20 protein-coding genes are annotated in these 24,716 nt (G+C 69.4%); 11 read left to right on the top strand and 9 right to left on the bottom strand.

Going from position 1 to position 24,716, the window contains the following annotated elements:
• Window positions 1-55 precede the first annotated feature (55 nt).
• On the bottom strand, window positions 56-1,168 hold the full coding sequence (locus tag HDC36_RS14300) for an ABC transporter permease (protein WP_179568565.1): 1,113 nt from the start codon (window positions 1,166-1,168) through the stop codon (window positions 56-58).
• A 98-nt stretch (window positions 1,169-1,266) separates the two neighbouring features.
• On the opposite strand from HDC36_RS14300, the gene HDC36_RS14295 reads away from it, so the two are divergent.
• Entirely contained in the window at window positions 1,267-2,526 is a 1,260-nt protein-coding gene (locus HDC36_RS14295; RefSeq protein ID WP_179568563.1) for a threonine/serine exporter family protein, read from the top strand.
• Window positions 2,527-2,625: 99 nt separating this feature from the next.
• Here HDC36_RS14295 and HDC36_RS14290 read toward each other — a convergent pair whose 3' ends face one another.
• The 3 genes from HDC36_RS14290 to HDC36_RS14280 form a co-directional block, all read right to left on the bottom strand.
• Complete coding sequence (locus HDC36_RS14290) at window positions 2,626-3,102, bottom strand: H-NS histone family protein (RefSeq protein WP_179569418.1); 477 nt, start codon at window positions 3,100-3,102, stop codon at window positions 2,626-2,628.
• A gap of 283 nt (window positions 3,103-3,385) precedes the next feature.
• Complete coding sequence (locus HDC36_RS14285) at window positions 3,386-5,080, bottom strand: proline--tRNA ligase (RefSeq protein ID WP_179568561.1); 1,695 nt, start codon at window positions 5,078-5,080, stop codon at window positions 3,386-3,388.
• 100 nt (window positions 5,081-5,180) lie between these two features.
• Entirely contained in the window at window positions 5,181-5,573 is a 393-nt protein-coding gene (locus tag HDC36_RS14280) for a DUF4124 domain-containing protein (RefSeq protein ID WP_179568559.1), read from the bottom strand.
• An 80-nt stretch (window positions 5,574-5,653) separates the two neighbouring features.
• Here HDC36_RS14280 and pssA point away from each other — a divergent pair, with 80 nt between their 5' ends.
• The 4 genes from pssA to HDC36_RS14260 all read left to right on the top strand — a co-directional run bounded on the left by pssA (window position 5,654) and on the right by HDC36_RS14260 (window position 9,166).
• Entirely contained in the window at window positions 5,654-6,430 is a 777-nt protein-coding gene (gene pssA / locus HDC36_RS14275; RefSeq protein WP_179568557.1) for a CDP-diacylglycerol--serine O-phosphatidyltransferase, read from the top strand.
• Window positions 6,431-6,438: 8 nt separating this feature from the next.
• Window positions 6,439-6,936: an alanine acetyltransferase gene (locus HDC36_RS14270; RefSeq protein ID WP_179569416.1), complete on the top strand. Its 498-nt coding sequence runs from the start codon at window positions 6,439-6,441 to the stop codon at window positions 6,934-6,936.
• On the top strand, window positions 6,933-7,424 hold the full coding sequence (gene rimI / locus HDC36_RS14265) for a ribosomal protein S18-alanine N-acetyltransferase (RefSeq protein ID WP_179568555.1): 492 nt from the start codon (window positions 6,933-6,935) through the stop codon (window positions 7,422-7,424). The genes HDC36_RS14270 and rimI overlap by 4 nt, the downstream gene beginning before the upstream one ends.
• A 590-nt stretch (window positions 7,425-8,014) precedes the next feature.
• Complete coding sequence (locus HDC36_RS14260; RefSeq protein WP_225209903.1) at window positions 8,015-9,166, top strand: pectate lyase; 1,152 nt, start codon at window positions 8,015-8,017, stop codon at window positions 9,164-9,166.
• A 63-nt stretch (window positions 9,167-9,229) separates the two neighbouring features.
• Here HDC36_RS14260 and HDC36_RS14255 read toward each other — a convergent pair whose 3' ends face one another.
• From HDC36_RS14255 to HDC36_RS14240, 4 genes are all read right to left on the bottom strand, one after another.
• Window positions 9,230-9,682 (bottom strand): isoprenylcysteine carboxylmethyltransferase family protein, encoded by a 453-nt coding sequence (locus tag HDC36_RS14255; protein WP_179568553.1) that lies wholly within the window; start codon window positions 9,680-9,682, stop codon window positions 9,230-9,232.
• A gap of 21 nt (window positions 9,683-9,703) precedes the next feature.
• On the bottom strand, window positions 9,704-12,556 hold the full coding sequence (locus HDC36_RS14250; RefSeq protein WP_179568551.1) for a valine--tRNA ligase: 2,853 nt from the start codon (window positions 12,554-12,556) through the stop codon (window positions 9,704-9,706).
• 125 nt (window positions 12,557-12,681) lie between these two features.
• On the bottom strand, window positions 12,682-13,107 hold the full coding sequence (locus HDC36_RS14245; RefSeq protein ID WP_179569412.1) for a DNA polymerase III subunit chi: 426 nt from the start codon (window positions 13,105-13,107) through the stop codon (window positions 12,682-12,684).
• A gap of 121 nt (window positions 13,108-13,228) precedes the next feature.
• Window positions 13,229-14,713 carry a leucyl aminopeptidase gene (locus tag HDC36_RS14240; RefSeq protein ID WP_179568543.1) on the bottom strand — a complete coding sequence of 495 codons (1,485 nt, stop codon included), beginning with the start codon at window positions 14,711-14,713 and terminating at the stop codon, window positions 13,229-13,231.
• Window positions 14,714-14,821: 108 nt separating this feature from the next.
• Between HDC36_RS14240 and lptF the strand changes: the two genes are divergently transcribed.
• From lptF to HDC36_RS14225, 3 genes are read left to right on the top strand one after another with little or no spacing between them, the layout of a single operon-like run.
• The gene (gene lptF / locus HDC36_RS14235) at window positions 14,822-15,907 is read left to right on the top strand and encodes an LPS export ABC transporter permease LptF (protein WP_179568541.1); all 1,086 of its coding nucleotides are present in this window, start codon (window positions 14,822-14,824) and stop codon (window positions 15,905-15,907) included.
• Complete coding sequence (gene lptG / locus HDC36_RS14230) at window positions 15,904-17,010, top strand: LPS export ABC transporter permease LptG (protein ID WP_179568539.1); 1,107 nt, start codon at window positions 15,904-15,906, stop codon at window positions 17,008-17,010. Before lptF ends, lptG begins: the two co-directional genes overlap by 4 nt.
• Before the next feature lie 4 nt (window positions 17,011-17,014).
• Entirely contained in the window at window positions 17,015-17,317 is a 303-nt protein-coding gene (locus HDC36_RS14225; RefSeq protein WP_179568537.1) for a hypothetical protein, read from the top strand.
• Between the two features lie 67 nt (window positions 17,318-17,384).
• Here the strand turns inward: HDC36_RS14225 and HDC36_RS14220 are convergent, their stop codons facing one another.
• Window positions 17,385-17,861, bottom strand: coding sequence for an RDD family protein (locus tag HDC36_RS14220; RefSeq protein ID WP_179568535.1), 477 nt, complete (start codon window positions 17,859-17,861; stop codon window positions 17,385-17,387).
• 148 nt (window positions 17,862-18,009) lie between these two features.
• Here HDC36_RS14220 and xerD point away from each other — a divergent pair, with 148 nt between their 5' ends.
• The 3 genes from xerD to purL all read left to right on the top strand — a co-directional run bounded on the left by xerD (window position 18,010) and on the right by purL (window position 24,201).
• Window positions 18,010-18,984, top strand: coding sequence for a site-specific tyrosine recombinase XerD (gene xerD, locus HDC36_RS14215; protein WP_179568533.1), 975 nt, complete (start codon window positions 18,010-18,012; stop codon window positions 18,982-18,984).
• Between the two features lie 126 nt (window positions 18,985-19,110).
• Complete coding sequence (locus tag HDC36_RS14210) at window positions 19,111-19,911, top strand: DsbC family protein (protein WP_179568531.1); 801 nt, start codon at window positions 19,111-19,113, stop codon at window positions 19,909-19,911.
• Between the two features lie 210 nt (window positions 19,912-20,121).
• Window positions 20,122-24,201 carry a phosphoribosylformylglycinamidine synthase gene (gene purL, locus HDC36_RS14205; protein WP_179568529.1) on the top strand — a complete coding sequence of 1,360 codons (4,080 nt, stop codon included), beginning with the start codon at window positions 20,122-20,124 and terminating at the stop codon, window positions 24,199-24,201.
• Window positions 24,202-24,716 lie beyond the last annotated feature (515 nt).

Genomic DNA, 24,716 nt, shown 5'->3' with positions numbered 1-24,716 from the left:
ACGCGGCGCCCGCCTTCAACGAATCCCCAATTCCCAATCTCCAATCCCGGCTCCATCACCACCCCACGTTCATGAACCACAGCGCGGCGATCGCGTCGATGATGATCACCAGCGAGATCGTCTGCACCACGCTGGAGGTGGTGCGCTCGCCGACCGATTGCGCGGTGCCTTCCACGCGCAGGCCTTCCAGACAGCCGATCAGGCCGATCACGATCGCGAAGATCGGCGCCTTCGACAGGCCCACCAGCATGTGCCGCAGCTGGATGGTGTCGTGCATGCGCGCCAGGTACATCTGCGGCGGGATGCCCAGGTCGAAGGCGCCGACGGTGACGCCGCCGGCCAGGCCGGCGATCATCGCCACGAAGGTCAGCAGCGGCAGCATCACCAGCAGCGCCACCAGCCGCGGGATCACCAGCAGGTCCATCGGGTCCAGACCCAGGGTCTGGATCGCGTCCACCTCTTCGCGCGCCTTCATCGCGCCGATCTGCGCGGTGAACGCGCTGGCGGTGCGCCCGGCCAGCACGATCGCGGTCAGCAGCACCGCGAATTCGCGCAGGAAGGCGATGCTGACCAGTTCCACCACATAGATCTCGGCGCCGAAGTCGCGCAGGATGGTCGAGCCCAGGAACGCGATCACCGCGCCGACCAGATAGGACAGCAGGGCGACCAGCGGCACCGCGTCCAGCCCGACCTGTTCCATGTGGTGCACGGTGGAGGTCAGGCGGAAACGTCGCGGTTCGTGCACCAGCCGCAGCACCTTGACCAGGGTCTCGCCGAGGAAGCCGACCAGGGCGACGATCTCCTTGCCGTTGCGGTGCACCGCGTAGCCCAGGCGCTCCAGCGCCGCGGCGAAGCCGTAGTCGCGCTTGCGCTTGGGGCGGTCGTCGGCGACGTCCTCGATGGTGCTGACCAGCGCCTGGTGGTCGTGGCGGAAGTTCAGTGCCTCGTGGGCGATGCCGTTGCGGGTGGCGTAGCGCATCAGCTGCAGCACGCCGGCCGAATCCAGCTGGCCGATGCCGCTGGCGTCGATGCCGGTGGTGCCGGCCGGCAGCGTGCGCAGCACGTCGGACGACGCCAGCGCGGTGGCCAGCGTCCAACTGCCGGATAGCCGCACCCGCGTGGGGTCTCGGTCGTCCTGGCTGAGTGTTGGCGGTTGCGGTTCGATCATGGGGTGTCCGGGCGCGAGCATACCTGTTTCGCCTGCACCGCAATGTCGTCGTGCGCCACAGGGTGGCTGTGCGCGGGGTTCGCGCCATACTAGCCGACATGCAAGCCGCGCCCATCGCCACTCCCTCTGCCAGCGCCACCTATGCGCAACGGATCGCCTTCGTCTCCGAGATCGCCGGCCGCCTGCACACCTACGGCACCACCGCGCAACGCCTGGAGGCGGCGGTGGTGGCGTTGTCGCAGCAGTTGGACCTGGATTGCGAACCCTGGTCCAACCCGACCGGGCTGATCCTCAGCTTCAGCGATCCGACCAAGGCGATCGGCTCCAGCGACATCACCCGCGTGGTGCGGCTGGCGCCGGGCGACAACGATCTGCACAAGCTCAGCGTCGCCGACAGCATCGCCGACGACGTCGCCAGCGGGCGCATGAGCGTGGCCCAGGGCCATACCGCGCTGCGCCAGCTGGACCGCCCGCCGGGGCGGCGCTGGAAGGCGATGCAGGTGCTCGGCTTCGGCCTGGCCGCGCTCGGCGTGGCCGGGCTGTGGCGGCTGCCGTGGCTGGACATCGCCACCGCCACCGCGATCGGCCTGCTGATCGGCGCACTGACCCAGCTCACCGACAAGCGCCCGGCGGCCAAGGAGGCCAACGAGGCGCTGGCGGCGCTGCTGGCCGGCGTCGTCGCCGCGCTGGTGGCGACCTTCGTGGCGCCGCTGAACCTCAATTCGGTGATCATCGCCTCGCTGGTGGTGCTGCTGCCGGGGATGGCGCTGACCAATGCGGTCAACGAACTGACCAGCCAGCACTGGGTGTCCGGCACGGCGCGCTTCGCCGGTGCGGTCACCACCATCCTCAAGCTCACCGTGGGCGCGGTGATCGCGGTGACCCTGGCGCAGTTGCTCGGACTGGAGCCGCTGGTGCACGCGTCGCGGCCGCAGGCGGTATGGGTGGAATGGGCGTCGCTGCTGGTCGCGGCGTACGCGTTCGCGTTGCTGTTCAAGGCCAACGGCCGCGACTATCCGTGGGTGATGGCCGCCTCGGTGGCCGGCTACGCGATCGCGCGCTTCGCCGGCGAGGCCTGGGGCAGCCCGGTCGGGATCTTCCTGTCGGCGATGTCGCTGACCGCGGCCGGCAATCTGTTCGGCCGGCTGGTGCAGCGTCCGGGCGCGCTGATCCGCCTGCCCGGCATCATCATGCTGGTGCCCGGCAGCGCCAGCCTGCGCGGACTGCTGACCCTGGTGCAGCAGCACGACGTGTCCGGCGGGCAGTCGGCGCTGCTGGCGGTGACCAATATCGTGATGGCGCTGGTTGCCGGCCTGCTGTTCGGCAATCTGCTGGTGCCGGCGCGGAAGAATCTCTAGCGGCATCGCCCTTGCGGCAGGCATGAAAAACGCCGGCTTGCGCCGGCGTTTTCTTGAATAACCTACCGATCCCAATCCGTTGCCGGATCGGTTTCCCGATCAGTTTTTCGGGGCAGCGGACTTGCCGGCTTTCTTGGCGACCTTGGCGACTTTCTTCACCGCTTTCTTCGCGGTCTTCTTGGCCGGCGCAGCCGATTTGGCCGGTGCGGCGATCAGGAAGTCGTCGACCTTCTTGCCCTTGGCCACCTGCTCGGCCAGCCAGCGCGGCTGCTTGCCGCGGCCGGTCCAGGTTTCCGCCGCATTGGCCGGATTGCGGTATTTCGGCGGCACCTTGCCCAGCTTGCGGCCCGGCTTCGGACCCGGCTTGCCGGCAGCCGGCTTGCGGCCGCGCTTGGCCGGAGCGGCGCCATCGAAGACTTCGTCGATGCTGTAACCGTGCGACTTGGCCAGGCGTGCCAGCTGCGTGCGGACCTTGGCGATGGGCGTGCGCTTGGCGACGATGGTCTGTTGCTTCTTGGCCGTCTTGATGAGAGCGCCCAACTGCTTGGCCGACAGGCCACTGAGATCGATGGTCATTTGTACTCCGGAAAATGGGTGATGGGCATACAGCCATTCCCTGGCTAGAGCGGAATCATAATATCGCTTTATCGGATTGACAAATATTCCGGGTATTTCGATAGGCACGCCGATCGCTGGATCGGTGTGGGTGTCACTTATACGCACGGAATTCCGATTGTCAAATCAACGCGGGGTAACGCCGCTGATTCGATCGGCATATTGACCCGGCAAATGTCGAGGCCGCGTCGTGACGAATCGCGGTGCAAGAAAAAAGGCCGGGATATATTCCCGGCCTTTCCGATTAACCCTGCAGGCGCGCCAGCAATCCGGCGCGGTCCAGGTTCTCGGCGTCGCCGCCGCTGCGCGCGCGATATTCGAAGGTGCCGGCGGCCAGCCCGCGCTCGGAGACCACCACGCGGTGCGGGATGCCGATCAGTTCGATATCGGCGAACATCGCGCCGGCGCGCAGGCCGCGATCGTCGAGCGCGGCGTCCAGGCCGGCCTGCTGCAGTTCGGCCAGCAGCGCCTCGCCGGCCGCGTCGATCGCCGGATCGCGCTTGGGATTGATCACGCACACCGCCACCGACCACGGCGCCATCGGCTGCGGCCAGCGGATGCCGGCCTCGTCGTGGTTCTGCTCGATCGCCGCGGCGACGATGCGCGAAATGCCGATGCCGTAGCAGCCCATCGCCATCGCCACGGTCTTGCCGTTCTCGTCCAGCACGGTGGCGTCCAGCGCCTGCGCATACTGGCGGCCGAGCTGGAACACGTGGCCGACTTCGATGCCGCGCGCCAGGCGGATCTCGCCGCCGTCGTGCGCGCGCTCGCCTTCGACCACGTTGCGCAGGTCGGCCACGGTGTCCGGCTCGGGCAGGTCGCGGCCCCAGTTGACCCCGGCCAGATGGAAGCCGGTCTCGTTGGCGCCGACCACGAAATCGGCCATCGCCGCCACGTCGCGGTCGGCGACCACGCGGATCGGCTGGCTGGGGTTCAGCGGTCCGAGGAAGCCCGGCTCGCTGCCGAGGTGGGAGCGGATCTCGGCCTCTTTGGCCATGCGGTAGCCGGCCAGGCCGGCGACCTTGCCCAGCTTGATCTCGTTCACCGCGTGATCGCCGCGCACCAGCGCCAGCACGAACGCGTCGCCGGCCATCACCGCGACCGACTTGACCGTGCGCTGCAGCGCGACGCCGAGCAATTGCGCCACGGCCTCGCAGGTCTTCTGGGTGGGCGTGGCGACCTTGCGCAGTTCCTCCTGCGCCGCCGCGCGCGGCGCCGGATCGGCGGCGACCGCGGTCTCGACATTGGCCGCGTAGTCCGAACCGGTGGAGAACGCCAGCGAATCCTCGCCGGACTCGGCCAGCACGTGGAATTCCTGCGAGGCGTCGCCGCCGATGTCGCCGGAATCGGCCTGCACCGCGCGGAACTGCAGGCCCAGGCGGGTGAAGATGCGGCTGTAGGCGGCCTTCATGTTCTCGTATTCGCGGGCCAGGTCCTCGTCGCTGACGTGGAACGAATAGGCGTCCTTCATCAGGAACTCGCGCGCGCGCATCACCCCGAAGCGCGGCCGGATCTCGTCGCGGAACTTGGTCTGGATCTGGTAGAAATTGACCGGCAGCTGCTTGTAGCTGCTCAGTTCCTGGCGCGCGAAATCGGCGGCGGCCTCCTCGGCGGTGGGGCTGTAGCAGTATTCCTGCTCCTTGCGGTCCTTCATCCGCAGCATCAGGCCGCCGAACTTCTTCCAGCGCCCGGTGGCTTCCCACAGTTCGCGCGGCTGGATGGTCGGGAACAGCACTTCCACCGCGCCGGCGCGGTTCATTTCCTCGCGCACCACCGCTTCCACCTTGCGCAGCACGCGCAGACCCAGCGGCGACCAGGTGTACAGGCCGGAGGCGAGCTTGCGGATCATGCCGGCGCGCAGCATCAGCCTGTGGCTGACCAGTTCGGCGTCGGCCGGAGTTTCCTTGGTGGTGTGCAGGTGGAACTGGGAAAGGCGCATCGAGGGGCTTCGCTAACGGCGGGCGCCCATTTTGCCAGTCATTGCCGGCGCTGCGGGGATGTGCGGCGGCCAGCGCCGCGTCCGTGCCGCCGCGGCGCGCTCACTCCGCGGCGGCGGGGGGCGCGCAATAGGCCTTGATCGCGGCCTCGGCCAGGCCCTTCTGCGCGTCGCGCTGGGCGTCGTCCAGCTCCGCGTCGGGCTTGCCGTCGCCGTCGCGGTCGGTCATCACCTTGCCCGGCTTGCCCAGGATCTCCAGGTTCTTGCGCGCGCTCAGGCAGTTGGCGTTCTCGGCCGGGGCGACGGCTTCGGTGGCCTCGACCGGGGCGTCGCCGTGGCGGTCGACCCGCCGCGCCTGGTACTTGCCGCCGGGCGGAGGGCTCTGCGAATAGTGGGTGACGCCCTGCGCATCCTTCCATTGGTACAGGGTGGCGGCGCCGGCCACGCCGCTGGCGGCGAGCAGGGACAGGCAGCAAAGCCGGGTCAGGGCGCGCATCACGTTCTCCGGGGGCACGAGGGCGAGGGCCGATTGCAGCACCCGCCGTCGGGCCTGGCAAGTCGATTAAACTGCCCGGCATGGACCCATCCCGACCGCCTCCCCGTTCGCGCACCATCTATCTGCTGCCGAACCTGTTCACCACCGCCGGCCTGTTCTCCGGTTTCTACGCCATCATCGCCGCCGCCAACGGCCAGTTCGTGCACGCCAGCGTGGCGGTGTTCGTCGCCGCGGTGATGGACGGGCTGGACGGCCGGGTGGCGCGGCTGACCGGCACCAGCAGCGAATTCGGCGTGCAGTACGACTCGCTGGCCGACCTGGTCAGCTTCGGCATGGCCCCGGCGCTGGTGATGTACCACTGGTCGCTGTCGGCGCTGAAGTTCGACGGCAGCGTGATGGGCCGGGTCGGCTGGTCGGTGGCGTTCCTGTACGCGGCCTGCGCCGCGCTGCGCCTGGCGCGCTTCAACACCCAGGTCGGCACCGTCGACAAGCGCTGGTTCGTGGGCCTGGCCAGTCCGGCCGCGGCGGGGCTGATGATGGCCTTCGTGTGGGCGTTCGCCGACGGCAACCTGGGCTGGGACGGCGAGCAGCTGCGCTACGTGGCGCTGGGCGTGACCGTGGTCGCGGCGCTGCTGATGGTCAGCCGCATCCGTTTCTGGAGCTTCAAGGGCGGCGCCGCCAAAGGCCCGCGTGCCGACCGGGTGCCGTTCCTGATGCTGGTGCTGGCGCCGGTGGTGATCGCGGTGCTGGTCATCGACCTGTCGCGCGCGCTGCTGGCGATCGGCGTGCTGTACGCCCTGTCCGGCCCCTGCTACTGGCTGTGGCGGCGCTGGCGCAAGCTGCCGGACGCGACGTGAGCGAGGCGATGGCCAACGCCGCGCCGCTGTGGTCGGCCGAGCAGCACGGCTGGCTGCAGGCATTGGGCCATACGCTCTATGTCGGGGCCGACGCCGACGTCGGCGCGGTGGTCGCGCAGCCGGCGCCGGCCGAGGAGCGCGATGCCCCTGCCGCCGGCGTGGCTGCGCCGGCCAGGGCGTCCGCGCACGCGACACCGGCTCACGCGCCGCGCGCCGCAGCGCCCGCGCCTGCGGAGCCGTCGCCGCGCGGGCGGGCGCCGGCCGCGCCCGCGGACTATCCGGAGCCGCAACGCGCGGCGCCTGCGCCGGCTGCGCGCCGCGCCGGCCTGCGTCTGCCCGATCGGCTGCAGATCGCGTTGTTGCGCGCCTCCGGGCGCAATCCGAACGATCCGGCCACGCAGACGTTGATGGCGACCTGGCCGCTGGCCGAACTGCGCGGCAATGCCGCCGCCAAGCGCGCGCTGTGGCCGCAGCTGCGCGCGCTGCGCAAGCAGGCGCCGCGATGAGCGCGCTGGGCACGGCGTCCTCGCCGGCGGCGGCCACGCTGCGCACGTTGCGCGAGACCGACCTCGACACGGTGATGGAGATCGAGCGCCGCGCCTATCCGTTCCCGTGGACGCGCGGCATCTTCCGCGACTGCCTGCAGGCCGGTTATCCGGGCTGGGTGCTGCTGGAGCAGGGCCAGATCGTCGGCTACGGCGTGATCAGCGTCGCCGCCGACGAGGCGCACATCCTCAATGTCTGCATCGCGCCGGAGCGGCAATCGCGCGGCTACGGCCGCCTGCTGCTGCGCGCGCTGATCAAGTACGGCGCCGACCTGGGCGCACGCCGCGTGTTCCTGGAAGTGCGCCCGTCCAATCCCAGCGCGATCGCGCTGTACCACAGCGAAGGTTTCAACGAGATCGGCCGCCGCCCGCGCTACTACCCGGCGGCGAACGGCCGCGAGGATGCGCTGGTGATGGCGATCGAGCTGTTCTTCGAAGGCATGTCGTAACCCGCGACGGCCTGCTGCCGCCGCCGCTCTGCGGCCGGTGTGCGCCGTTTCACTTCCGACGATTGGAGCATTTCGGCTTTGGCCGTTTTACGGCCGGCGGAATGCTGTGGGAGCGACTCATGGAGATCCAGGGCCATCGGTCGCGATGGACGTGATCGGTGTTGCCAGCCGCGACCGATAGACCCGGTGTCGCCCGCCGTCGCTCTGCCGATGCCTGCCGACGATGCCGCCTGCGGCACGGGTTTTTCCAGCACGTTCGGAATGCATCGCGCATTCGCGCAATGTCGCGACATGTCGTCGGGACAGCGTTGTTGTCCCGCAGCGGGAGCGGATGCGGAAGCGGCATCGCCAGTGGGTTTTGTTAGATGCCTTCCCCATATCGCAGCGTTGGATCCGCACGCGCTGCATTTGTCTCTTCCCAAGCCGAACGCGCTCCCTACAGTGCGCGCCTCTTCGGCGCTGCCTGATTCGACGGCATGAGGCGCAGTTGTCCGAAGGGACAGCGAATGCGCGCGCGTCGCTTGCGTTTTCCGCGCTGCGGAACCGCGCCACGCGTGCGACGACTCCACCCATGCTTACGAGGTTCCAGGATGAAGACACAGTCACTCATCGCATCCCCGCGCACGCTCACCCACGCGATTGCGCTTGCAGTCTGTCTGGCGGGCGCGACCGGCAGCGCCTACGCCGATGCCAGCCTGGAGGTCGCCAGCACCGGGTGGGCGACGCAGAACGGCGGCACCAAGGGCGGCTCCAAGGCCGCGGCGGCCAACGTCTACAGCGTCAGCACCGCCGCGCAGCTGAAGACCGCGCTGAAGGCCAGCGTCGGCAGCAACGGCCGCATCATCAAGATCAGCGGCATCATCGATGTCAGCGAGGGCACGCCGTACAGCACCACCGCGGACATGAAGAGCCGCGCGCGCCTGGACGTCCCCACCAAGACCACGCTGATCGGCGTCGGTTCCAATGCGCAGATCCGCGAAGGCTATCTGTACGTCAAGGCCAACGACGTGATCATCCGCAACCTCACCATCGAGAATCCGTGGGATCCGCAGCCGGTGTGGGATCCGGACGACGGCAGCGCCGGCAACTGGAATTCCGAGTACGACGGCCTGACCATCGAAGGCGCCAGCAACGTGTGGGTGGACCATGTCACCTTCACCGACGGGCGCCGCACCGACGACCAGAACGGCACCGCCAACGGCCGCCCCAAGCAGCATCACGACGGCGCGCTGGACGTCAAGAAGGGCGCCAACTACGTGACCATCTCGTACTCGGCGTTCAAGTCGCACGAGAAGAACAACCTGATCGGCTCCAGCGACAGCGCCTCCAGCACCGACAGCGGCAAGCTCAAGGTGACCATCCACAACACGCTGTTCGAGAACATTTCCGCGCGCGCGCCGCGGGTGCGGTTCGGCCAGGTGCACCTGTACAACAACTACCACGTCGGCAGCACCAGCCACGCGGTGTATCCGTTCTCGCATGCGCATGGCGTCGGCAAGGAGTCGAAGATCTTCTCCGAGAACAACGCCTTCGACATCAGCGGGGTCAGCAGCTGCGACAAGATCGCCGCCAACTACGGCGGCAGCGTGTACCGCGATTTCGGCTCGCTGCTCAACGGCAAGGCGCTGACCTGCTCGTGGAACAACAGCATCGGCTGGACCCCGCCGTACACCTATTCGCTGCTGCCGGCGAACCAGGTGGCGAACGACGTCAAGGCCAAGGCGGGCGCCGGAAAGCTCTGAGTGTTGAAGACCGCCGCCCGCGATGCCGGGCGGCGGTCGATTGTCGCCGTTGTGAAGTTCCCTCTACAGCCAGCGGCGCACGCGCCGGCAATAACCCGCGTAGTCCGCGCCGAAACGTTCGCGTAATGCCTCTTCTTCGCTCGGAATCTGCACGCGATCGACGTACAGCAGGTAGAGCGCCAGGGAAAGACCTGCGGCCGGATGGCCGAGGCACAGTAGCCAGCCCAGCAGTATCAGCGCATGCCCCACGTACATCGGGTTGCGCGAATAGCGATGCAGCCCGGATTGCACCAAGGCGCTGGCGCGCTGCGGGTGCAACGGATTGACCGTGGTCCCTGCGCGGCGAAAATGCAGCTTGGGCGCCACGTTGGCGACCGCTCCGGCAACGATCATCGCTGCGCCCAACGAGCGTTGACCCGGCAGCAGCAACGTCGCCGCCGGCCAGGCATGTGCGGCAACCCATGCGCACAGCGCGCCGGCGACCACGATCAGCGGCGGCGGCACGCGCAGCTTCATGCGCTTGGGATTGTCCGCGACTTACAGCTTGGCGCGCTGCTCGCGCAGGCCAGCCAGTTGCGTGGTCCAGTCGGCCAGGCGCGCGCGTTCCTGTTCGACCACCGCCGCCGGTGCGTTCTGCACGAAGGTGGCGTTGCCGAGCTTGCCGTTGCACTTGCCGATCTCCGCGTCCACGCGCTTGATCTCCTTGTCCAGGCGGGTGCGTTCGGCATCCAGGTCGACCAGTCCTTCCAGCGGCACCAGCAGCCGCAGTTCGCCGACGATCGCCGCCGCGGCCGGCGGTGCGTCCTGCGCCGCGTCCAGCCACTGGATCGCCTCCAGCCGCAGCAGGAACTTCAGCTGCGAGGCGAAGCGTTCCACCCGCGCGCGGTCTTCGGCGTGGCCGCCCTGCAGCAGCAGCGGCACCAGCCTGGACGGCGGCACGTTGAGTTCGCTGCGCACCCGGCGCAGCGCCGAGACCATGGCCTTGAGCCATTCGATATCGGCTTCGGCACCGGCGTAGGCGCTCACGTCCAGGTCGCCGGCGCGCGGATACGGCTGCAGCGAGATGGTCGGCGCGGCGATGCCCAGGCGCGGCGCCACCTGCTGCCACAGTTCCTCGGTGACGAACGGGGTCAGCGGGTGCAGCAGGCGCAGCAGCGTCTCCAGCACCTGCAGCAGGGTGTGGCGGGTGCTGTCGGCGGCGACCGCGTCGTCGCCGTTCAAGGCCGGCTTGGTCAGCTCCAGGAACCAGTCGCAGAACTCGTTCCAGGCGAACTCGTACAGCGATTGCGCGAGCAGGTCGAAGCGGTAGGCGGCGTAGTGCGCCTGCGCTTCGGCGGCGACCTTGTCCAGCCGCACCAGGATCCACTTCTCGGCATCGGTGACCGGCGCGTGCTGTGCCGAGTCCCGGGTCCCGAGTCCCGAGTCCCGTCCCTCCGTGTTCATGAGCACGAAGCGGCTGGCGTTCCACAGCTTGTTGCAGAAATTCTTGTAGCCCTCGGCGCGGCCCAGGTCGAACTTGATGTCGCGGCCGTGGCCGGCCAGCGCGGCGATGGTGAAGCGCAGGGCGTCGGCGCCGTGGGCGATGATGCCCTCGGGGAATTCCTTGCGCGTGGCCTTCTCGATCTTCGGGGCGTCCTTGGGCTTCATCAGCCCGGTGGTGCGCTTGGCGACCAGGTCCTCGATGCTGATGCCGTCGATGATGTCCAGCGGATCGAGCACGTTGCCCTTGGACTTGGACATCTTCTGCCCGTCCTTGTCGCGGATCAGGCCGGTGATGTACACGTCGCGGAACGGCACCTGGCCGGTGAAGCTGTCGGTGGCCATGATCATCCGCGCCACCCAGAAGAAGATGATGTCGAAGCCGGTGACCAGCACGCTCGACGGCAGGTAGCGCTCGTAGCCGCGCTCGGCCATCGCCTGCGGATCGGGCCAGCCCATCGTCGAGAACGGCCACAGCTGCGAGGAGAACCAGGTCTCCAGCACGTCGCTGTCCTGGTGCAGGGCGACGTCGGCGCCAAGGCCGTGCTTCGCGCGCGCCTCGGCCTCGTCGCGACCGACGTAGCAAGTGCCGGCGTCGTCGAACCAGGCCGGAATGCGGTGGCCCCACCACAGCTGGCGGCTGATGCACCAGTCCTGGATGTTCTCCATCCAGTGCCGATAGGTGTTGATCCAGTTCGGCGGCACGAACTTGACCTGGCCCGACTCGACCAGTTCCAGGCCGCGTTTGGCCAGCGCGTCCATCTTCACGAACCACTGGTCGGTGAGGTAGGGCTCGATCACCTGGCCGGTGCGGTCGCCGCGCGGCACCTGCAGCTTGTGCGGCTTGGTCTCGACCAGGATGCCGAGGTCTTCCAGGTCGGCGAGCACCGCCTTGCGCGCGTCGTAGCGGTCCAGGCCACGATACTTCTCCGGCGCGTTGTCGTTGATCGCCGCGGTCGGGGTGAACAGGTTGATCATCGGCAGGCTGTGGCGCACGCCGACCTGGTAATCGTTGAAATCGTGCGCCGGCGTGACCTTGACCACGCCGGTGCCGAACGCGCGGTCCACGTAGTCGTCGCCGATCACCGGCACCTGGCGGCCGATCAGCGGCAGCGTCACCGTCCTGCCGATCAGGTGCGCGTAGCGCGCGTCCTGCGGGTGCACCATCACCGCGGTGTCGCCGAGCAGGGTTTCCGGGCGCGTGGTGGCCACCACCAGGTAGTCGCGGGTCTCGCGCAGGGTCTCGTTGCCGTCGGCGTCGTGCTCGACGTGCTCGTAGCTGGCGCCGTCCTCGAGTTTGTAGGCGATCGACCACAGGAAGCCGTCTTCCTCCACGTTCTCCACTTCCAGGTCGGAGATCGCGGTCTTCAGCACCGGGTCCCAGTTGACCAGGCGCTGGCCGCGGTAGATCAGGCCCTGTTCGTGCCAGCGCACGAACGCCTCGACAACCGCCGCCGACGGCTGCGGGTCCATGGTGAAGGTGCTGCGCGACCAGTCGCTGGAGGTGCCCAGGCGGCGCATCTGCCGCTCGATGGTGTCGCCCGACTGCGCCTTCCACTCCCACACCTTGGCGATGAAGCCCTCGCGCCCCAGCGAGTCGCGGGTCTCGCCCTTGCCTTCCAGCGCCAGGTTGCGCGACACCACCATTTCGGTGGCGATGCCGGCGTGGTCGCTGCCGACCTGCCACAGCGTGTCGAAGCCGCGCATGCGGTGGTAGCGCACCAGCGCGTCCATCAGCGTCTGCTGGAAGGCGTGGCCCATGTGCAGGGTGCCGGTCACGTTCGGTGGCGGCAGCAGCACCGTGTACGCCTCGCCCTGCCCGGACGGCTTGAAATAGCCGGCCGCCTCCCACTGGGCGTACAGGCGCGATTCGAAGGAGGTGGGGTCGTAGCTGGGGGCGAGGGTGGTCATTGAGGAGCCGGGATTGGGGATTCGTGATTCGGGATTGGTGAAGCGCAGGGACGGGGACTGAGACGTGGCCGATGGAAGTGACGTGGAGACTAATCTCGAATCCCCACTCCCCAATCCCGGCTTCATCACATGTCGTACTTGCTGACCTCGAAGCCCAGCGCCTTGTACTGTTTCCAGCGTTCGCGCAGCGGTTCGCGCGCGGCGGGGTCGGCCGGCACCACTTCCAGCACGCGCTCGCAGGTGCCGCGGTAGGCGTCGTCGCGCAGGTTGATCACCAGCGCGCGCGACGGCGCTTCCACGCCGGGCGGGACGATCAGCACCTGCGCCTCTTCCTCGTCGGCATCGGCGCCGGCGATCTGGTGCGGGATGTAGGCGTCGTCGTCGAACGCCCACAGCAACTCGTCCAGCTCCTCGGCCTGCGCCTGGTCGCGCGCCATCACCAGCGTCCACAGGTTGGCGTCGTTGGCCTTGCGCGCCAGCTCGCACACCAGCCGCAGCGGCTCGGTCAGGAAGCGCGGCTTGGCGATCAGGTAGAAATCGGCGCGCATCAGAGCGGGGATTCGTTATTCGGGATTGGGGATTGGCTAACGCAGGTCACGATCGCCGGCGGAAGGTGCGGGAAGGGGGAAATGGGGAGGCGCTTTTCGCGAATCCCCAATCCCGACTCCCGAATCACGCCGCGCCGCCTGCGGCGCGGTCGAGCAACCACTGCGACAACAACCCCACCGGCCGACCGGTGGCCATGCCGCGCTTGCCTTCGTCGCTGGCCACGCCGGCGATGTCCAGGTGCGCCCAGCGCTGGCCTTCGGTGAAGCGCGACAGGAAGCAGCCGGCGGTGATGGCGCCGGCCCAGCGGCCGCCGATGTTGTAGACGTCGGCGAAGCTGGAATCGAGCAGGCCCTGGTATTCGTCCCACAGCGGCAGGCGCCAGGCGCGGTCGAACACGTGTTCGCCGGCGGCCAGCAGTTCGTTGGCCAGGTCGTCGTGCTTGCTCATCAGGCCGGCGGTCTGGTGGCCGAGGGCGACCATGCAGGCGCCGGTCAGGGTGGCCACGTCGATCAGCGCCTCGGGGTTGAAGCGCTCGGCGTAGGTCAGCGCGTCGCACAGGATCAGGCGGCCTTCGGCGTCGGTGTTGCCGACCTCGATGGTCTTGCCGGACATGCTGGTGATCACGTCGGAGGGGCGGTAGGCGTCGCCGTCGATCGCGTTCTCCACCGCCGGCACCACCACCACCAGGTTCAGCGGCAGGCGCGCGGTCGCCGCGGCGACGAAGGTGCCGATGACGTTGGCGCCGCCGCACATGTCGTACTTCATCTCCTCGATGCCGCCCTGGGTCTTCAGGTTGACGCCGCCGGTATCGAAGGTGATGCCCTTGCCGACCAGCACGTAGGGCTTGGCGTCGCCGCCGCCGTGCCACTTCAGCACCAGCAGCCGCGGGCGGTTGGCCGAGCCGCGCGCCACCGCCAGCAGCGAGCCCATGCCCAGTTCCTGCATCTGCGTCTCGTCGAGGATCTCGGCCTCGGCGCCGTCGACGCCGTGGGCGAAGGCGGCCGCGGTCTCGGCCAGGTAGGCCGGGGTGCACAGGTTCGGCGGCAGGTTGCCGAGCTCGCGGGCGAACTTGACGCCGGCGGCGATGGCCTGGCCCTGGGCCAGCGCGGTGGCGTCCTCGCCGAGCACGGCCAGGCTGGCCAGGCCGCTGTCGTCGGGCTTCTTCTTGCCCAGCGTGGCGGTGTAGCGGTAGCAGGCGTGGTCGCTGGCGATCACCGCCTGGCGGATCGCCCAGGCCTGGTCGCGGCCCTTGATCTCCAGCTCGGACAGGGTGAACAGCGCCTTGGCGGACGGCCCGCTCTTCAGCGCGCGCGCCGCGTCGCCTACCGCTTTCAGGTACTGCGGCACGCCGAACTTGGCGGCCTCGCCCAGGCCGACCACCAGCACGCGCGGCGCGGTCACCCCGGGCAGGTCGTGCAGCAGCGCGCTGGCGCCGGTCTTGCCGCTGACGTCGCCGCGGCCGGCCAGGGCCGTCAGGCGTCCGCCGCTGGCCGCATCCAGGGCCTGGGCGGCGGGCGACAGACGCTTGTCGGCGAACATGCCGACGACGATGCAATCGAACGCCGCGGTAGCCGGGGCGTCGTGGTTCAGGGTGAATTCCAGGGCCATTGATCAGATTCCGTTGGCAAATCCGTACAATCGCGGGCTGTTTACGTCCAGCCGGGTTAGGCTGGCTCCGCCGCGAACGAATCCGAGAGTTTAAATCAACCCACCCCCATGCCGAAGCTCGATCGATACCTGCTGCGCGATTTCATCCAGAGCTTCTTGGCGACCCTCATCGTGTTGCTGGTGGTCAGTGTCGGCGGCGTGCTGGTCGACATCCTGGGCAACATCGCCGATGGCCGCATCCCGGCCAAGTTGCTGTTTTCCCAGTTGGGCCTGCAGTTCGTGGTGTATCTGCCGCTGATCCTGCCGCTGGCGCTGATGCTGGGCCTGCTGCTGGCGCTGGCGCGGCTGTACCGCGACTCGGAAATGGCGGTGATCACCGCCATCGGCGTCGGCCCGCGGCGCCTGCTGCGGCCGATCCTGATGCTGGTGGTGCCGGTGGTGGCCCTGGTCGGGCTGTGCTCGCTGTGGCTGGGCCCCTGGGCCGACCGCACCTCCGACCGGCTGATCGACGAGGCCAACCGCAGCCTGCTGATGGCCGGGCTGGAGGCCGGGCGCTTCACCCCGCTGTCCGACGGCGGCATCGTCTACATCAGCACCCTGTCCGGCGACGGCACTAAGCTGGGCAAGGTGTTCATGCAGCGGCAGAAGGACGACCGCCTGGACGTGGTCACCGCGCAGCGCGGCGCGATGTTCTTCGAGGGCAAGGCCGACCGCTACCTGCGCCTGGAGGACGGCTACCGCGTGGAAGGGCCGCTGGCCGGCGACGGCATGGACTACCGGCTGATGCGCTACGTCAGCAACGACGTGGCCCTGCCGGACCGCGATGAGGCGCGCAAGGACGACGATCCGGAACTGCTGCCCACCGCCAAGCTGATCGGCGACCCGCGGCCGCAGGCCAATGCGCAGCTGCACGCGCGCATCGCCCCGCCGCTGCTGGCGCTGGCCTTCGCCCTGCTGACCCTGCCGCTGTCGCGCAGTTCGCCGCGGCAGCAGCGCTACGGCCGGATCATGCTGGCGTTCCTGGCCTACCTGGTCGGCACCAACCTGATGTTCATCGGCACCCAGTGGCTGAGCACCGACAAGCTGCCGCGGGCGCTGGGCCTGTGGTGGCTGACCGTGCCGCTGCTGGTGCTGGCGGTGTGGACCTATCTGCGCGACGGCCAGCTGTCGCGGCCGCGGAGGCAGACGGCATGAGGCTGCGTCCCAACCTGCACGACGTCTACGTCGGCCGCGCCGTGCTCGGCACCGTCCTGCTGACCTGGGCGGTGCTGCTCGGGCTCGACGTGATCATGGCCTTGTCCAACGAATTCAAGGACATCGGCAAGGGCAGCTACAGCCTCGGCCACGCCGTGGCGTTCGTCGCCTACACCGTGCCGCGGCGCGCCTACACCCTGTTCCCGACCGGCGCGGTGATCGGCGTGCTGATGGGCCTGGGGCAGCTGGCGGCCACCTCCGAACTGACCGCGCTGCGCGCGCTGGGCCTGTCGCGGCCGCGGCTGAGCGTGGCCGCGGCGGCGACGATGCTGCTGCTGACCGTGGCGATGGTGTTCAGCGGCGAGACCCTGGCGCCGTGGGCGCAGAACCAGGCCGACACGATCAAGGCCAACGCCAAGTACAACGGCAACATGAGCATGGCCCGCTATTCCGGGGTGTGGGCGCGCGAGGGCGACACCTTCCTCAACGCGCAGGCCGGCGAGGAACACCTGGAAGGCAACGGCGGCACCTGGCTGGAGCTGCGCGACGTGCGCCTGTACACGCTGGACCAGGACGGTCGCCTGGCCTCGCTGACCCACGCCACCACCGCCGAGCACCGCAGCAGCGGCTGGACCCTGAAGCAGGCCTACCGCGACACCTTCGCCGAGCGTTCGGTGCAGCGCGAGAAGTTCGACAGCCTGCCGTGGGCCTCGCGGCTGGACGCCGCGGCACTGGCCTCGGGCCTGGCCAAGCCGCGCAACCTGTCCGCGCACGACCTGCACACCAGCATCGAGTACCGGCGCCGCAATGGCCTGGACGCGCGCGACTACGAGGACCAGTACTGGAGCCGCTGGTTCTATCCGGTCAACGTGCTGGCGCTGTGCTTCGCCGCGATCCCGTTCGCGTTCGGCGCGCTGCGCAGCGGCGGCATGGGCAAGCGCCTGTTCCTGGGCATCCTGTTCGCGCTGGTGTTCTGGCTGCTGCAGCTGTTCTTCGGGCGCATGGCCGGCGCGCTCAAGTTCGACTACCGCATCGCCTACGCATTGCCGCCGCTGGTGATGCTGACCGTGTCGTGGCTGTTGTTCCGCAAGCGCAGCAGTTGAGTCGATGCGCCGGTTGAGCCTGCTCGGCGTGGGCCTGTGCCTGCTGTATGCAGTGCCGACCGCGTTGTGCGTGTGGGGTGCCCAGGGTGCCGACGACAAAGGGCACTTCGTGTTGCTGCAACTGCCGTTGACCCCGCAGTTGCTGGTGCTGGATGCGCTGGGCGCCGACGCGTGGTTGCGCGGCATGTCCTGGATTGCCGGTTACGTGTTGCTGGTGCCGCCGCTGCTGCTATTGCTGTATTTGGCGGGACATCTGCTGGGGGCGACGTTGCGCCGCATCGCGATACGCCTTGCGCGACCAGGCTAAGCGGAGCGCCTTGCGTCGCAGTGGCATTGACGCGGCAATCGGGTTCGCCGCGTGCCCATGCGTGCGGTCAGGGCGTTTGCTTCGGAAGTCGTACCAGCTGCGTGCCGCTGGCACGGTCGTGCCACGTCAACCGCTCGCGATCGAACAGCGCCCACCAGAACCCCAGCCCCCCCAGCAGCAGCGACAGCGTGCCGACCAGGTAGCGCCGCCACAGCGCGCCCCAGCTCGGCGTTCCGCCATCGGCGCCATGCAGGCGCAGCCGCCACGGGCGCATGCCCAGGGTCTGGCCGCCGCGGCGCCAGCTCAGCGTCGCGTACAGCCCGGCGGCCAGCCAGCAGCACAGCCACAGCAGCCACTGCAAGGCGCTGAACGGGGCGATGTTCTCGCGCGGCGCATGGCCTTCGAGCGTGTAGCCCAGGGTGAACAGTGCGGAAATCGCGAACCACAGCGCCAATACCGGCCAGGCATCGTAGAACAGCGCCAGCAGCCGCCACGGCAGCAGCGCGCGCGGACGGGAAGCGGTGGCGGTGGATGCGGCGGTCATCGCCACAGCTTAGCGGCAGCGCCATCGGTGCGTCACCGGCTGGCGCCGCGATCGGCGCAGCCCCGCATTGCGCCGCGCGAAGTCCGCGCTAGGCTTTCCCGAGTCCCGAGTCCCGAGTCCCGAGTCCCGAGTCCCGTAAGCTCTCCCGATGCCCGAACTCCGCACCCCCGCCGAACGCCGCCAGCAGGCGCAACGGCTCGCCCCGCTGCGCGATGCCGATGCCGCCGCGATCCAGCAGTTCCTGGACACGGCCTGGGCCGAGCAGGGCCTGGCGCGGCAGAGCCTGGACAGCTACCGGCGCGACCTGGAGGGCTTCGCGCGCTGGCGCGACGGCGCCGGCGGCGGCCTGCCCGGCGCCGATCGCCAGGCATTGTTCGATTACCTGGCCTGGCGTGCCCGCATGGGCTATTCGCAGCGCAGCAACGCACGCTGGCTGTCGTCGCTGCGCGCGTTCTTCGCCTTGCGCCTGCGCCGCGGCGAGCGCGGCGACGATCCGACCGCACTGCTGGACCCGCCCAAGCTGCCGCGCTCCCTGCCCAAGGCCTTGGCCGAGAGCCAGATCGACGCGCTGCTGGCGACCCCGGACGACACCGCCCCGGCCGGCCTGCGCGACCGCGCCATGCTCGAGCTGATGTACGCCGCGGGGCTGCGCGTCAGCGAACTGGTGAACCTGCCGGCGAACGCGGTGAACCTGCGCCAGGGCGTGCTGCGGGTCACCGGCAAGGGCAGCAAGGAACGCCTGGTGCCGCTGGGCGAGGAATCGCAGCACTGGCTGCAGCGCTACCTGGACACGGCGCGGCCGGCGCTGGCGGCGGGGCAGGCGGTGCCGGCCAGCGACGGCACCGTGCCGATGTTCATCGATGCGGCGCGGCGTCCGCTGAGCCGGCAGCAGTTCTGGGGCCTGGTCAAGCGCTATGCGGCGCTGGCCGGCATCGACCCGGTCTCGGTCAGCCCGCACGGCCTGCGCCACAGCTTCGCCACCCACCTGCTCAACCGCGGCGCCGACCTGCGCGCGCTGCAGATGCTGCTCGGGCACAGCTCGCTGTCCACCACCCAGATCTACACCCTGGTGGCGCGCGAACACCTGCAGAAACTGCACAGCAAGCACCATCCGCGCGGCTGAGGCGCCCCGGGCGGTGCCCGCGTCCGCTTGCGCTTGCCGCGTCCAGGGCCGGCTCAGCCTGTCTACATGGAGCGGACCAATCGGTATGCGACAATCCAGCCGATTCGCAGCCCTCATGGATAGCCAATGCTCCGTTTTGCTCTTTTTGCGCTGCTGGGCGCCACGTCCCTTTCCGCCTGCGCGCAGCCGGCTTCGCCTACCGGCGCCGCCCCGGCCAAGCCGGCCGCCGCTCCTGCCGGCACCCCGGGCGACCAGCGCGTGCGTGCGGCGCTGCTGCAGCTGGATCCGAACTTCAAGCCCGACTTCATCGGCGCCGCGCCGTTCCCGGGTTTCCGCGAAGTGGTGGTCGGCGGGCAGGTGCTGTACGTGTCCGACGATGGCCGCTACCTGTTCCAGGCGCAGCCGTTCGACATCCAGGAAAGGCAGTTCGCCTCCAGCGAGGGCCTGCTGAACTACCGCCGCAAGCTGCTGGAGTCCGCGCCGCGCACCGAGCGCATCGTGTTCGCCCCGGCCAACCCGAAGTACACCATCAGCGTGTTCACCGACATCGAGTGCGGCTACTGCCGCAAGCTGCACAGCCAGATCGCCGAGCTCAACAAGCAGGGCATCGCGGTGGAGTACCTGGCGTTCCCGCGCATGGGCCTGGGCAGCCAGGACTACAAGGACATGGTCGCGGTGTGGTGTGCGGCCGACAAGAAGAAGGCGCTGACCGAGGCCAAGGCCAACGGCAAGGTGCCGAGCGCGGCCAACTGCAAGAACCCGGTGACCATGCAGTACAACCTGGGCCAGCGCCTGGGCGTCAACGGCACCCCGGCGATCTTCGCTCCGGACGGCACCCAGCTCGGCGGCTACCTGCCGCCGGCGCAGCTGCGCGAGGCGCTGGACAAGCGCGCGGCCGAGGCGGGTCGGGCGGGCGGCGGCCGCTAAGCGGCCGGATTGGGCATTCGGGATTGGGGATTCGCAAACGCGCGTCCCCGGCATGCGAGCGTTGCCGCGGGCATTCGTGTCGTGTGCGTTAGTTATTGATTTTCTGGGAATTTTCCCGGTCGCCGAAAACAGCTTTTGCGAGTCCCGAGTCCCCGGTCCCGAGTCCCGGCTACACTACGCAGCCCGTTTACCTCACACGGTTCCCCGGACATGATCGTCCTCGAGGGCGCTTCCGCCCTTTCGCCGTTCCGTCGCGCTCGGCTCGAAACCCGCCTGCAATCCGTCGTTCCCGGTCTGCGCATCGCAGGCGCCTGGCACGTCTACTTCATCGACAGCGACGCCGACGGCGCGGTGGATACCGCCGCCGCGCAGCGCATCCTGCAGGCGCAGGACGCGCCGATCGCGGCCGAGGCCGGCACCTGCTCGCGCTACGTGGTGCCGCGGCTGGGCACGCGCTCGCCGTGGTCGAGCAAGGCCACCGAGCTGGTGCGCGGCGCCGGCCTGGCGATCCGCCGCGTGGAGCGCGGCACCCGCCTGGACCTGGCCGGCTGGCCGGACGACGCCAGCCAGCAGGCGGCGCTGGCCAAGCTGCTGCACGACCCGATGACCCAGTCGCTGCTGGACGGCGCGGCGCAGGCGCAGGCGCTGTTCCAGGCGCCGGCGCGCGGCGACGTCGAGCGCATCGCGCTGGACCAGCTGGAAGCGGCCAACGCGCGGCTGGGCCTGGCCCTGGCGCAGGACGAGATCGACTACCTGCGCCAGCGCTTCGGCGAACTCGGCCGCGATCCTGCCGACGTCGAGCTGATGATGTTCGCGCAGGCCAATTCCGAGCACTGCCGGCACAAGATCTTCAACGCCAGCTGGAGCATCGACGGCAAGGAGCAGGACCGCTCGCTGTTCCGGATGATCAAGCACACCCACCAGCAGACCCCGCAGCACACGCTCAGCGCGTACAGCGACAATGCGGCGGTGGTGGAAGGGCATCCGGCCGCGCGCTACCGCCCGGACCCGGCCAGCGGCGAATACCGCAGCGAGGCGGTGACGCCGTCGGCGTTCTGCATCAAGGTCGAGACCCACAACCACCCGACCGCGATCGCGCCGTTCCCGGGCGCCTCCACCGGCGCCGGCGGCGAGATCCGCGACGAGGGCGCCACCGGCCGCGGCGGCAAGCCCAAGGCCGGGCTGACCGGCTTCAGCGTCTCGCACCTGCGCATCCCGACCCTGCCGCAGCCGTGGGAGGGCGAGCGCCCGTTGAACCCGCGCATGGCCCCGGCGCTGGAGATCATGCTCGAGGCACCGCTCGGCGGCGCCGCGTTCAACAACGAATTCGGCCGGCCCAACCTGCTCGGCTATTTCCGCAGCTTCGAGCTGCCCGAGGCGCAGGACCTGACCCGCGCCTACGACAAGCCGATCATGCTCGCCGGCGGTCTCGGCGCGATCGACCGCATCCAGGTCGAGAAGATCCGCCTGCAGCCGGGCGATGCGGTGATCGTGCTCGGCGGCCCGGCGATGCTGATCGGCCTGGGCGGCGGCGCGGCCAGTTCGGTGGCCTCCGGCGACAGCGCCGAGGACCTGGATTTCGCCAGCGTGCAGCGCGACAACCCGGAGATGGAGCGGCGCGTGCAGGAGGTCATCGACCGCTGCGTGGCGCTGGGTGCGGACAATCCGATCCGCTGGTTCCACGACGTCGGCGCCGGCGGCCTGTCCAACGCCATTCCCGAGTTGCTGCACGACTCGGGCGTGGGCGGCATCGTCGACCTGGACCGCGTGCCCAGCGACGACCCGTCGCTGTCGCCGATGCAGCTGTGGTGCAACGAATCGCAGGAACGCTACGTGCTCGGCGTGCCGCAGGCGCGCCTGGCCGAATTCGCCGCGATCTGCGAACGCGAGCGCTGTCCGTTCGCCGCGGTCGGCGTGGCCACCGCCGAAGAGCGGCTGGTCGTAGGTTATGGCGTCCTCGGCGGCGGGAATGGGGAATCGGGAATCGGGAATGGTGAACAGCCTGCCCATCCCGCTTCTACCCATTCCCCATTCCCCATTCCCCATTCCCAGCATCCAATCGACCTGCCGATGGACGTGCTGTTCGGCAAGCCGCCGAAGATGCACCGCGATGCGCGGCAGCCGCCGGCGCCGCGTTGGCCGGAGCTGGATACCGACACGCTGGACCTGCGCGAGGCCGGGTTGCGCGTGCTGGCGCATCCGGCGGTGGCGGCGAAGAGTTTTCTGGTCACGATCGGCGACCGCAGTGTCGGCGGCCTGACCGCGCGCGAGCAGATGATCGGTCCGTGGCAACTGCCGCTGGCCGATTGCGCGATCACCCTGGCCGGGTTCGATACCTACGCCGGCGAAGCGATGGCGATCGGCGAACGCACCCCGCTGGCGCTGCTCGATGCCGCCGCGGCGGCGCGCATGGCGGTCGGCGAGGCGATCACCAACCTGTGCGCCGCGCCGGTCGAGGCGCTGGACCAGGTCAAGCTGTCGGCGAACTGGATGGCCGCGGCCAACCACGCCGGCGAGGACGCGCGGCTGTACGCCGCGGTCAAGGCGGTGGGCATGGAACTGTGCCCGCAGCTGGACCTGAGCATTCCGGTCGGCAAGGATTCGTTGTCGATGCAGGCGCAGTGGGCAGTAGCCGGGATTCGGGATGGTCAGCCTGCGGCTGCCGAAGAGCGAGCGGCATTGGGGATTGGTGGAAGCGGGTCGACGGGCACGGACAGTGCCGTTGCCAATCCCGAATCCCCACTCCCCAATCCCGGCTCCACCGCCACCCACAAGTCGGTATCGCCCGTCTCCCTCATCGTCTCCGCGTTCGCCCCGGTAGCCGACGCGCGCGCGCAGCTGACGCCGTTGCTGGCGCGCGAGGCGGAGAGCGAGCTGTGGCTGATCGGGCTGGGCGGCGGCAAGCAGCGCCTGGGCGGGTCGGTGCTGGCGCAGGTGCATGCCGAGGGCGGCTTGCCGGCATTCGGCGGCGCGGTGCCTGACCTGGACGATGCGCAGCGCCTGCGCGCGTTCTTCGAACTGATCCGCGATGCGCGCGAGTCCGGCTTGTTGCTGGCCTACCACGACCGCAGCGACGGCGGCGCCTTCGCCACCCTGTGCGAGATGGCGTTCGCTTCGCGCCAGGGCCTGGAGATCAACCTCGATGCCTGGGGCGACGATCCGTTCCGCAGCCTGTTCAACGAGGAACTGGGCGCGGTGGTGCAGGTCGCCAACGAGGACCGCGCCGCGTTCGCCGATCTGATCGAGCGGCATGCGCTGACCGAGTGCGCGCAGCGCATCGCCCGTCCCAGCACCGCCGCGGTGGTGCGCGTGGGCTTGGCCGGCAAGACCCTGGTCGAGTGGCGCTGGGAAGAGCTGTTCGATGCGTGGTGGTCGGTGAGCCACGCCATGCAGAAGCTGCGCGACAACCCCGACAGCGCCGACGAGGAGCGCGCGGTGGCGCGCGATTTCGCCGCGCCCGGCCTGAGGCCGAAGCTGGCGTTCGACCCGGCCGAGGATGTGGGAGCGCCGTTCGTCGCCAGCGGGCAGCGGCCCAAGGTGGCGATCCTGCGCGAGCAGGGCGTCAACGGCCAGATCGAGATGGCCAATGCGTTCGAGCAGGCAGGCTTCCGCGCCTTCGACGTGCACATGAGCGACCTGATCGCCGGCCGCGTGGACCTGGCCGAGTTCGTCGGGCTGGCGGCCTGCGGCGGCTTCAGCTACGGCGACGTGCTCGGCGCCGGCCGCGGCTGGGCCACCTCGATCCTGGAGCGGCCCGCGCTGCGCGATGCGTTCGCGGCGTTCTTCGCGCGCCCCGACACCTTCGCGCTGGGCGTGTGCAACGGCTGCCAGATGCTCAGCCAGCTCAAGGACATCATTCCCGGCGCCGAACACTGGCCGCGTTTCCTGCGCAACCGCAGCGAGCAGTTCGAGGCGCGTACCAGCCTGCTGGAAGTGGTGGAGTCGCCGTCGATCTTCCTGCGCGGCATGGCCGGCTCGCGGATCCCGGTGGCGGTGGCGCACGGCGAAGGCCGCGCCGAGTTCGACAATGCCGTGGACCAGGCCGCCGCGCGCGTGGCGCTGCGTTTCGTCGACGGCAACGGTGAGGTCGCACAGCGCTATCCGCTGAACCCGAACGGCTCGCCCGACGGCATCACCGGCCTGACCAGCGACGACGGCCGGGTGACGATCCTGATGCCGCATCCCGAGCGCACCCCGCGCGCGCTCAACCTCAGCTGGCATCCCGAGGGCTGGGTGGACGCTTCGCCGTGGCTGCGCATGTTCCGCAACGCGCGGGTGTGGGTGGGCTGAGAGCGCCCACCTGCCGCGTCCGCCATCGGCGGGCGCGGCGGCATGGTGCAGGCGAGCACGCCCTGCGCCGGCCCGGTGCAGAGCGCTATGCACTCAGCGGCTGTTCCTTCTCCCACCGGGAGAAGGTGGCCCGCAGGGCCGGATGAGGGTACGTGCGCAAGCCTCGTGCGCTCAATTCCACGAGTCGCTTCGCGCCGGACCCTCACCCCCAACCCCTCTCCCGGTGGGAGAGGGGCTAAAGCACACCGCGCCGTTCCCTTCTCCCCTCGGGAGAAGGTGCCCCGCAGGGGCGGATGAGGGTACGGGCGCAGCCTCGTGCACCCAACTTCGCGAGTCGCTTCGCGCCGTACCCTCACCCCACCCCTCTCCCGGTGGGAGAGGGGCTAAAGCACACCGCGCCGTTCCCTTCTCCCGTCGGGGGAAGGTGCCCCGCAGGGGCGGATGAGGGTACGGGTGCAGCCTCGGCGAACTGTCGGAGCCGTCTCGTATCGCCCAGTGGCGGCCAGGCCGCTGCA

The organism is Xanthomonas sp. JAI131 (assembly GCF_013410075.1).
GTDB lineage: Bacteria > Pseudomonadota > Gammaproteobacteria > Xanthomonadales > Xanthomonadaceae > Xanthomonas_A > Xanthomonas_A bonasiae.
This window is presented reverse-complemented; position numbering and strand designations above follow the sequence as displayed.

Bases quoted from the DNA above. Each gene is read 5' to 3' on its own strand.
- HDC36_RS14300 (WP_179568565.1), bottom strand. From the start codon at position 1,168: ATGATCGAACCGCAACCGCCAACACTCAGCCAGGACGACCGAGACCCC.
- HDC36_RS14295 (WP_179568563.1), top strand. From the start codon at position 1,267: ATGCAAGCCGCGCCCATCGCCACTCCCTCTGCCAGCGCCACCTATGCG.
- HDC36_RS14290 (WP_179569418.1), bottom strand. From the start codon at position 3,102: ATGACCATCGATCTCAGTGGCCTGTCGGCCAAGCAGTTGGGCGCTCTC.
- HDC36_RS14285 (WP_179568561.1), bottom strand. From the start codon at position 5,080: ATGCGCCTTTCCCAGTTCCACCTGCACACCACCAAGGAAACTCCGGCC.
- HDC36_RS14280 (WP_179568559.1), bottom strand. From the start codon at position 5,573: ATGCGCGCCCTGACCCGGCTTTGCTGCCTGTCCCTGCTCGCCGCCAGC.
- pssA (WP_179568557.1), top strand. From the start codon at position 5,654: ATGGACCCATCCCGACCGCCTCCCCGTTCGCGCACCATCTATCTGCTG.
- HDC36_RS14270 (WP_179569416.1), top strand. From the start codon at position 6,439: ATGGCCAACGCCGCGCCGCTGTGGTCGGCCGAGCAGCACGGCTGGCTG.
- rimI (WP_179568555.1), top strand. From the start codon at position 6,933: ATGAGCGCGCTGGGCACGGCGTCCTCGCCGGCGGCGGCCACGCTGCGC.
- HDC36_RS14260 (WP_225209903.1), top strand. From the start codon at position 8,015: ATGAAGACACAGTCACTCATCGCATCCCCGCGCACGCTCACCCACGCG.
- HDC36_RS14255 (WP_179568553.1), bottom strand. From the start codon at position 9,682: ATGAAGCTGCGCGTGCCGCCGCCGCTGATCGTGGTCGCCGGCGCGCTG.
- HDC36_RS14250 (WP_179568551.1), bottom strand. From the start codon at position 12,556: ATGACCACCCTCGCCCCCAGCTACGACCCCACCTCCTTCGAATCGCGC.
- HDC36_RS14240 (WP_179568543.1), bottom strand. From the start codon at position 14,713: ATGGCCCTGGAATTCACCCTGAACCACGACGCCCCGGCTACCGCGGCG.
- lptF (WP_179568541.1), top strand. From the start codon at position 14,822: ATGCCGAAGCTCGATCGATACCTGCTGCGCGATTTCATCCAGAGCTTC.
- lptG (WP_179568539.1), top strand. From the start codon at position 15,904: ATGAGGCTGCGTCCCAACCTGCACGACGTCTACGTCGGCCGCGCCGTG.
- HDC36_RS14225 (WP_179568537.1), top strand. From the start codon at position 17,015: ATGCGCCGGTTGAGCCTGCTCGGCGTGGGCCTGTGCCTGCTGTATGCA.
- HDC36_RS14220 (WP_179568535.1), bottom strand. From the start codon at position 17,861: ATGACCGCCGCATCCACCGCCACCGCTTCCCGTCCGCGCGCGCTGCTG.
- xerD (WP_179568533.1), top strand. From the start codon at position 18,010: ATGCCCGAACTCCGCACCCCCGCCGAACGCCGCCAGCAGGCGCAACGG.
- HDC36_RS14210 (WP_179568531.1), top strand. From the start codon at position 19,111: ATGCTCCGTTTTGCTCTTTTTGCGCTGCTGGGCGCCACGTCCCTTTCC.
- purL (WP_179568529.1), top strand. From the start codon at position 20,122: ATGATCGTCCTCGAGGGCGCTTCCGCCCTTTCGCCGTTCCGTCGCGCT.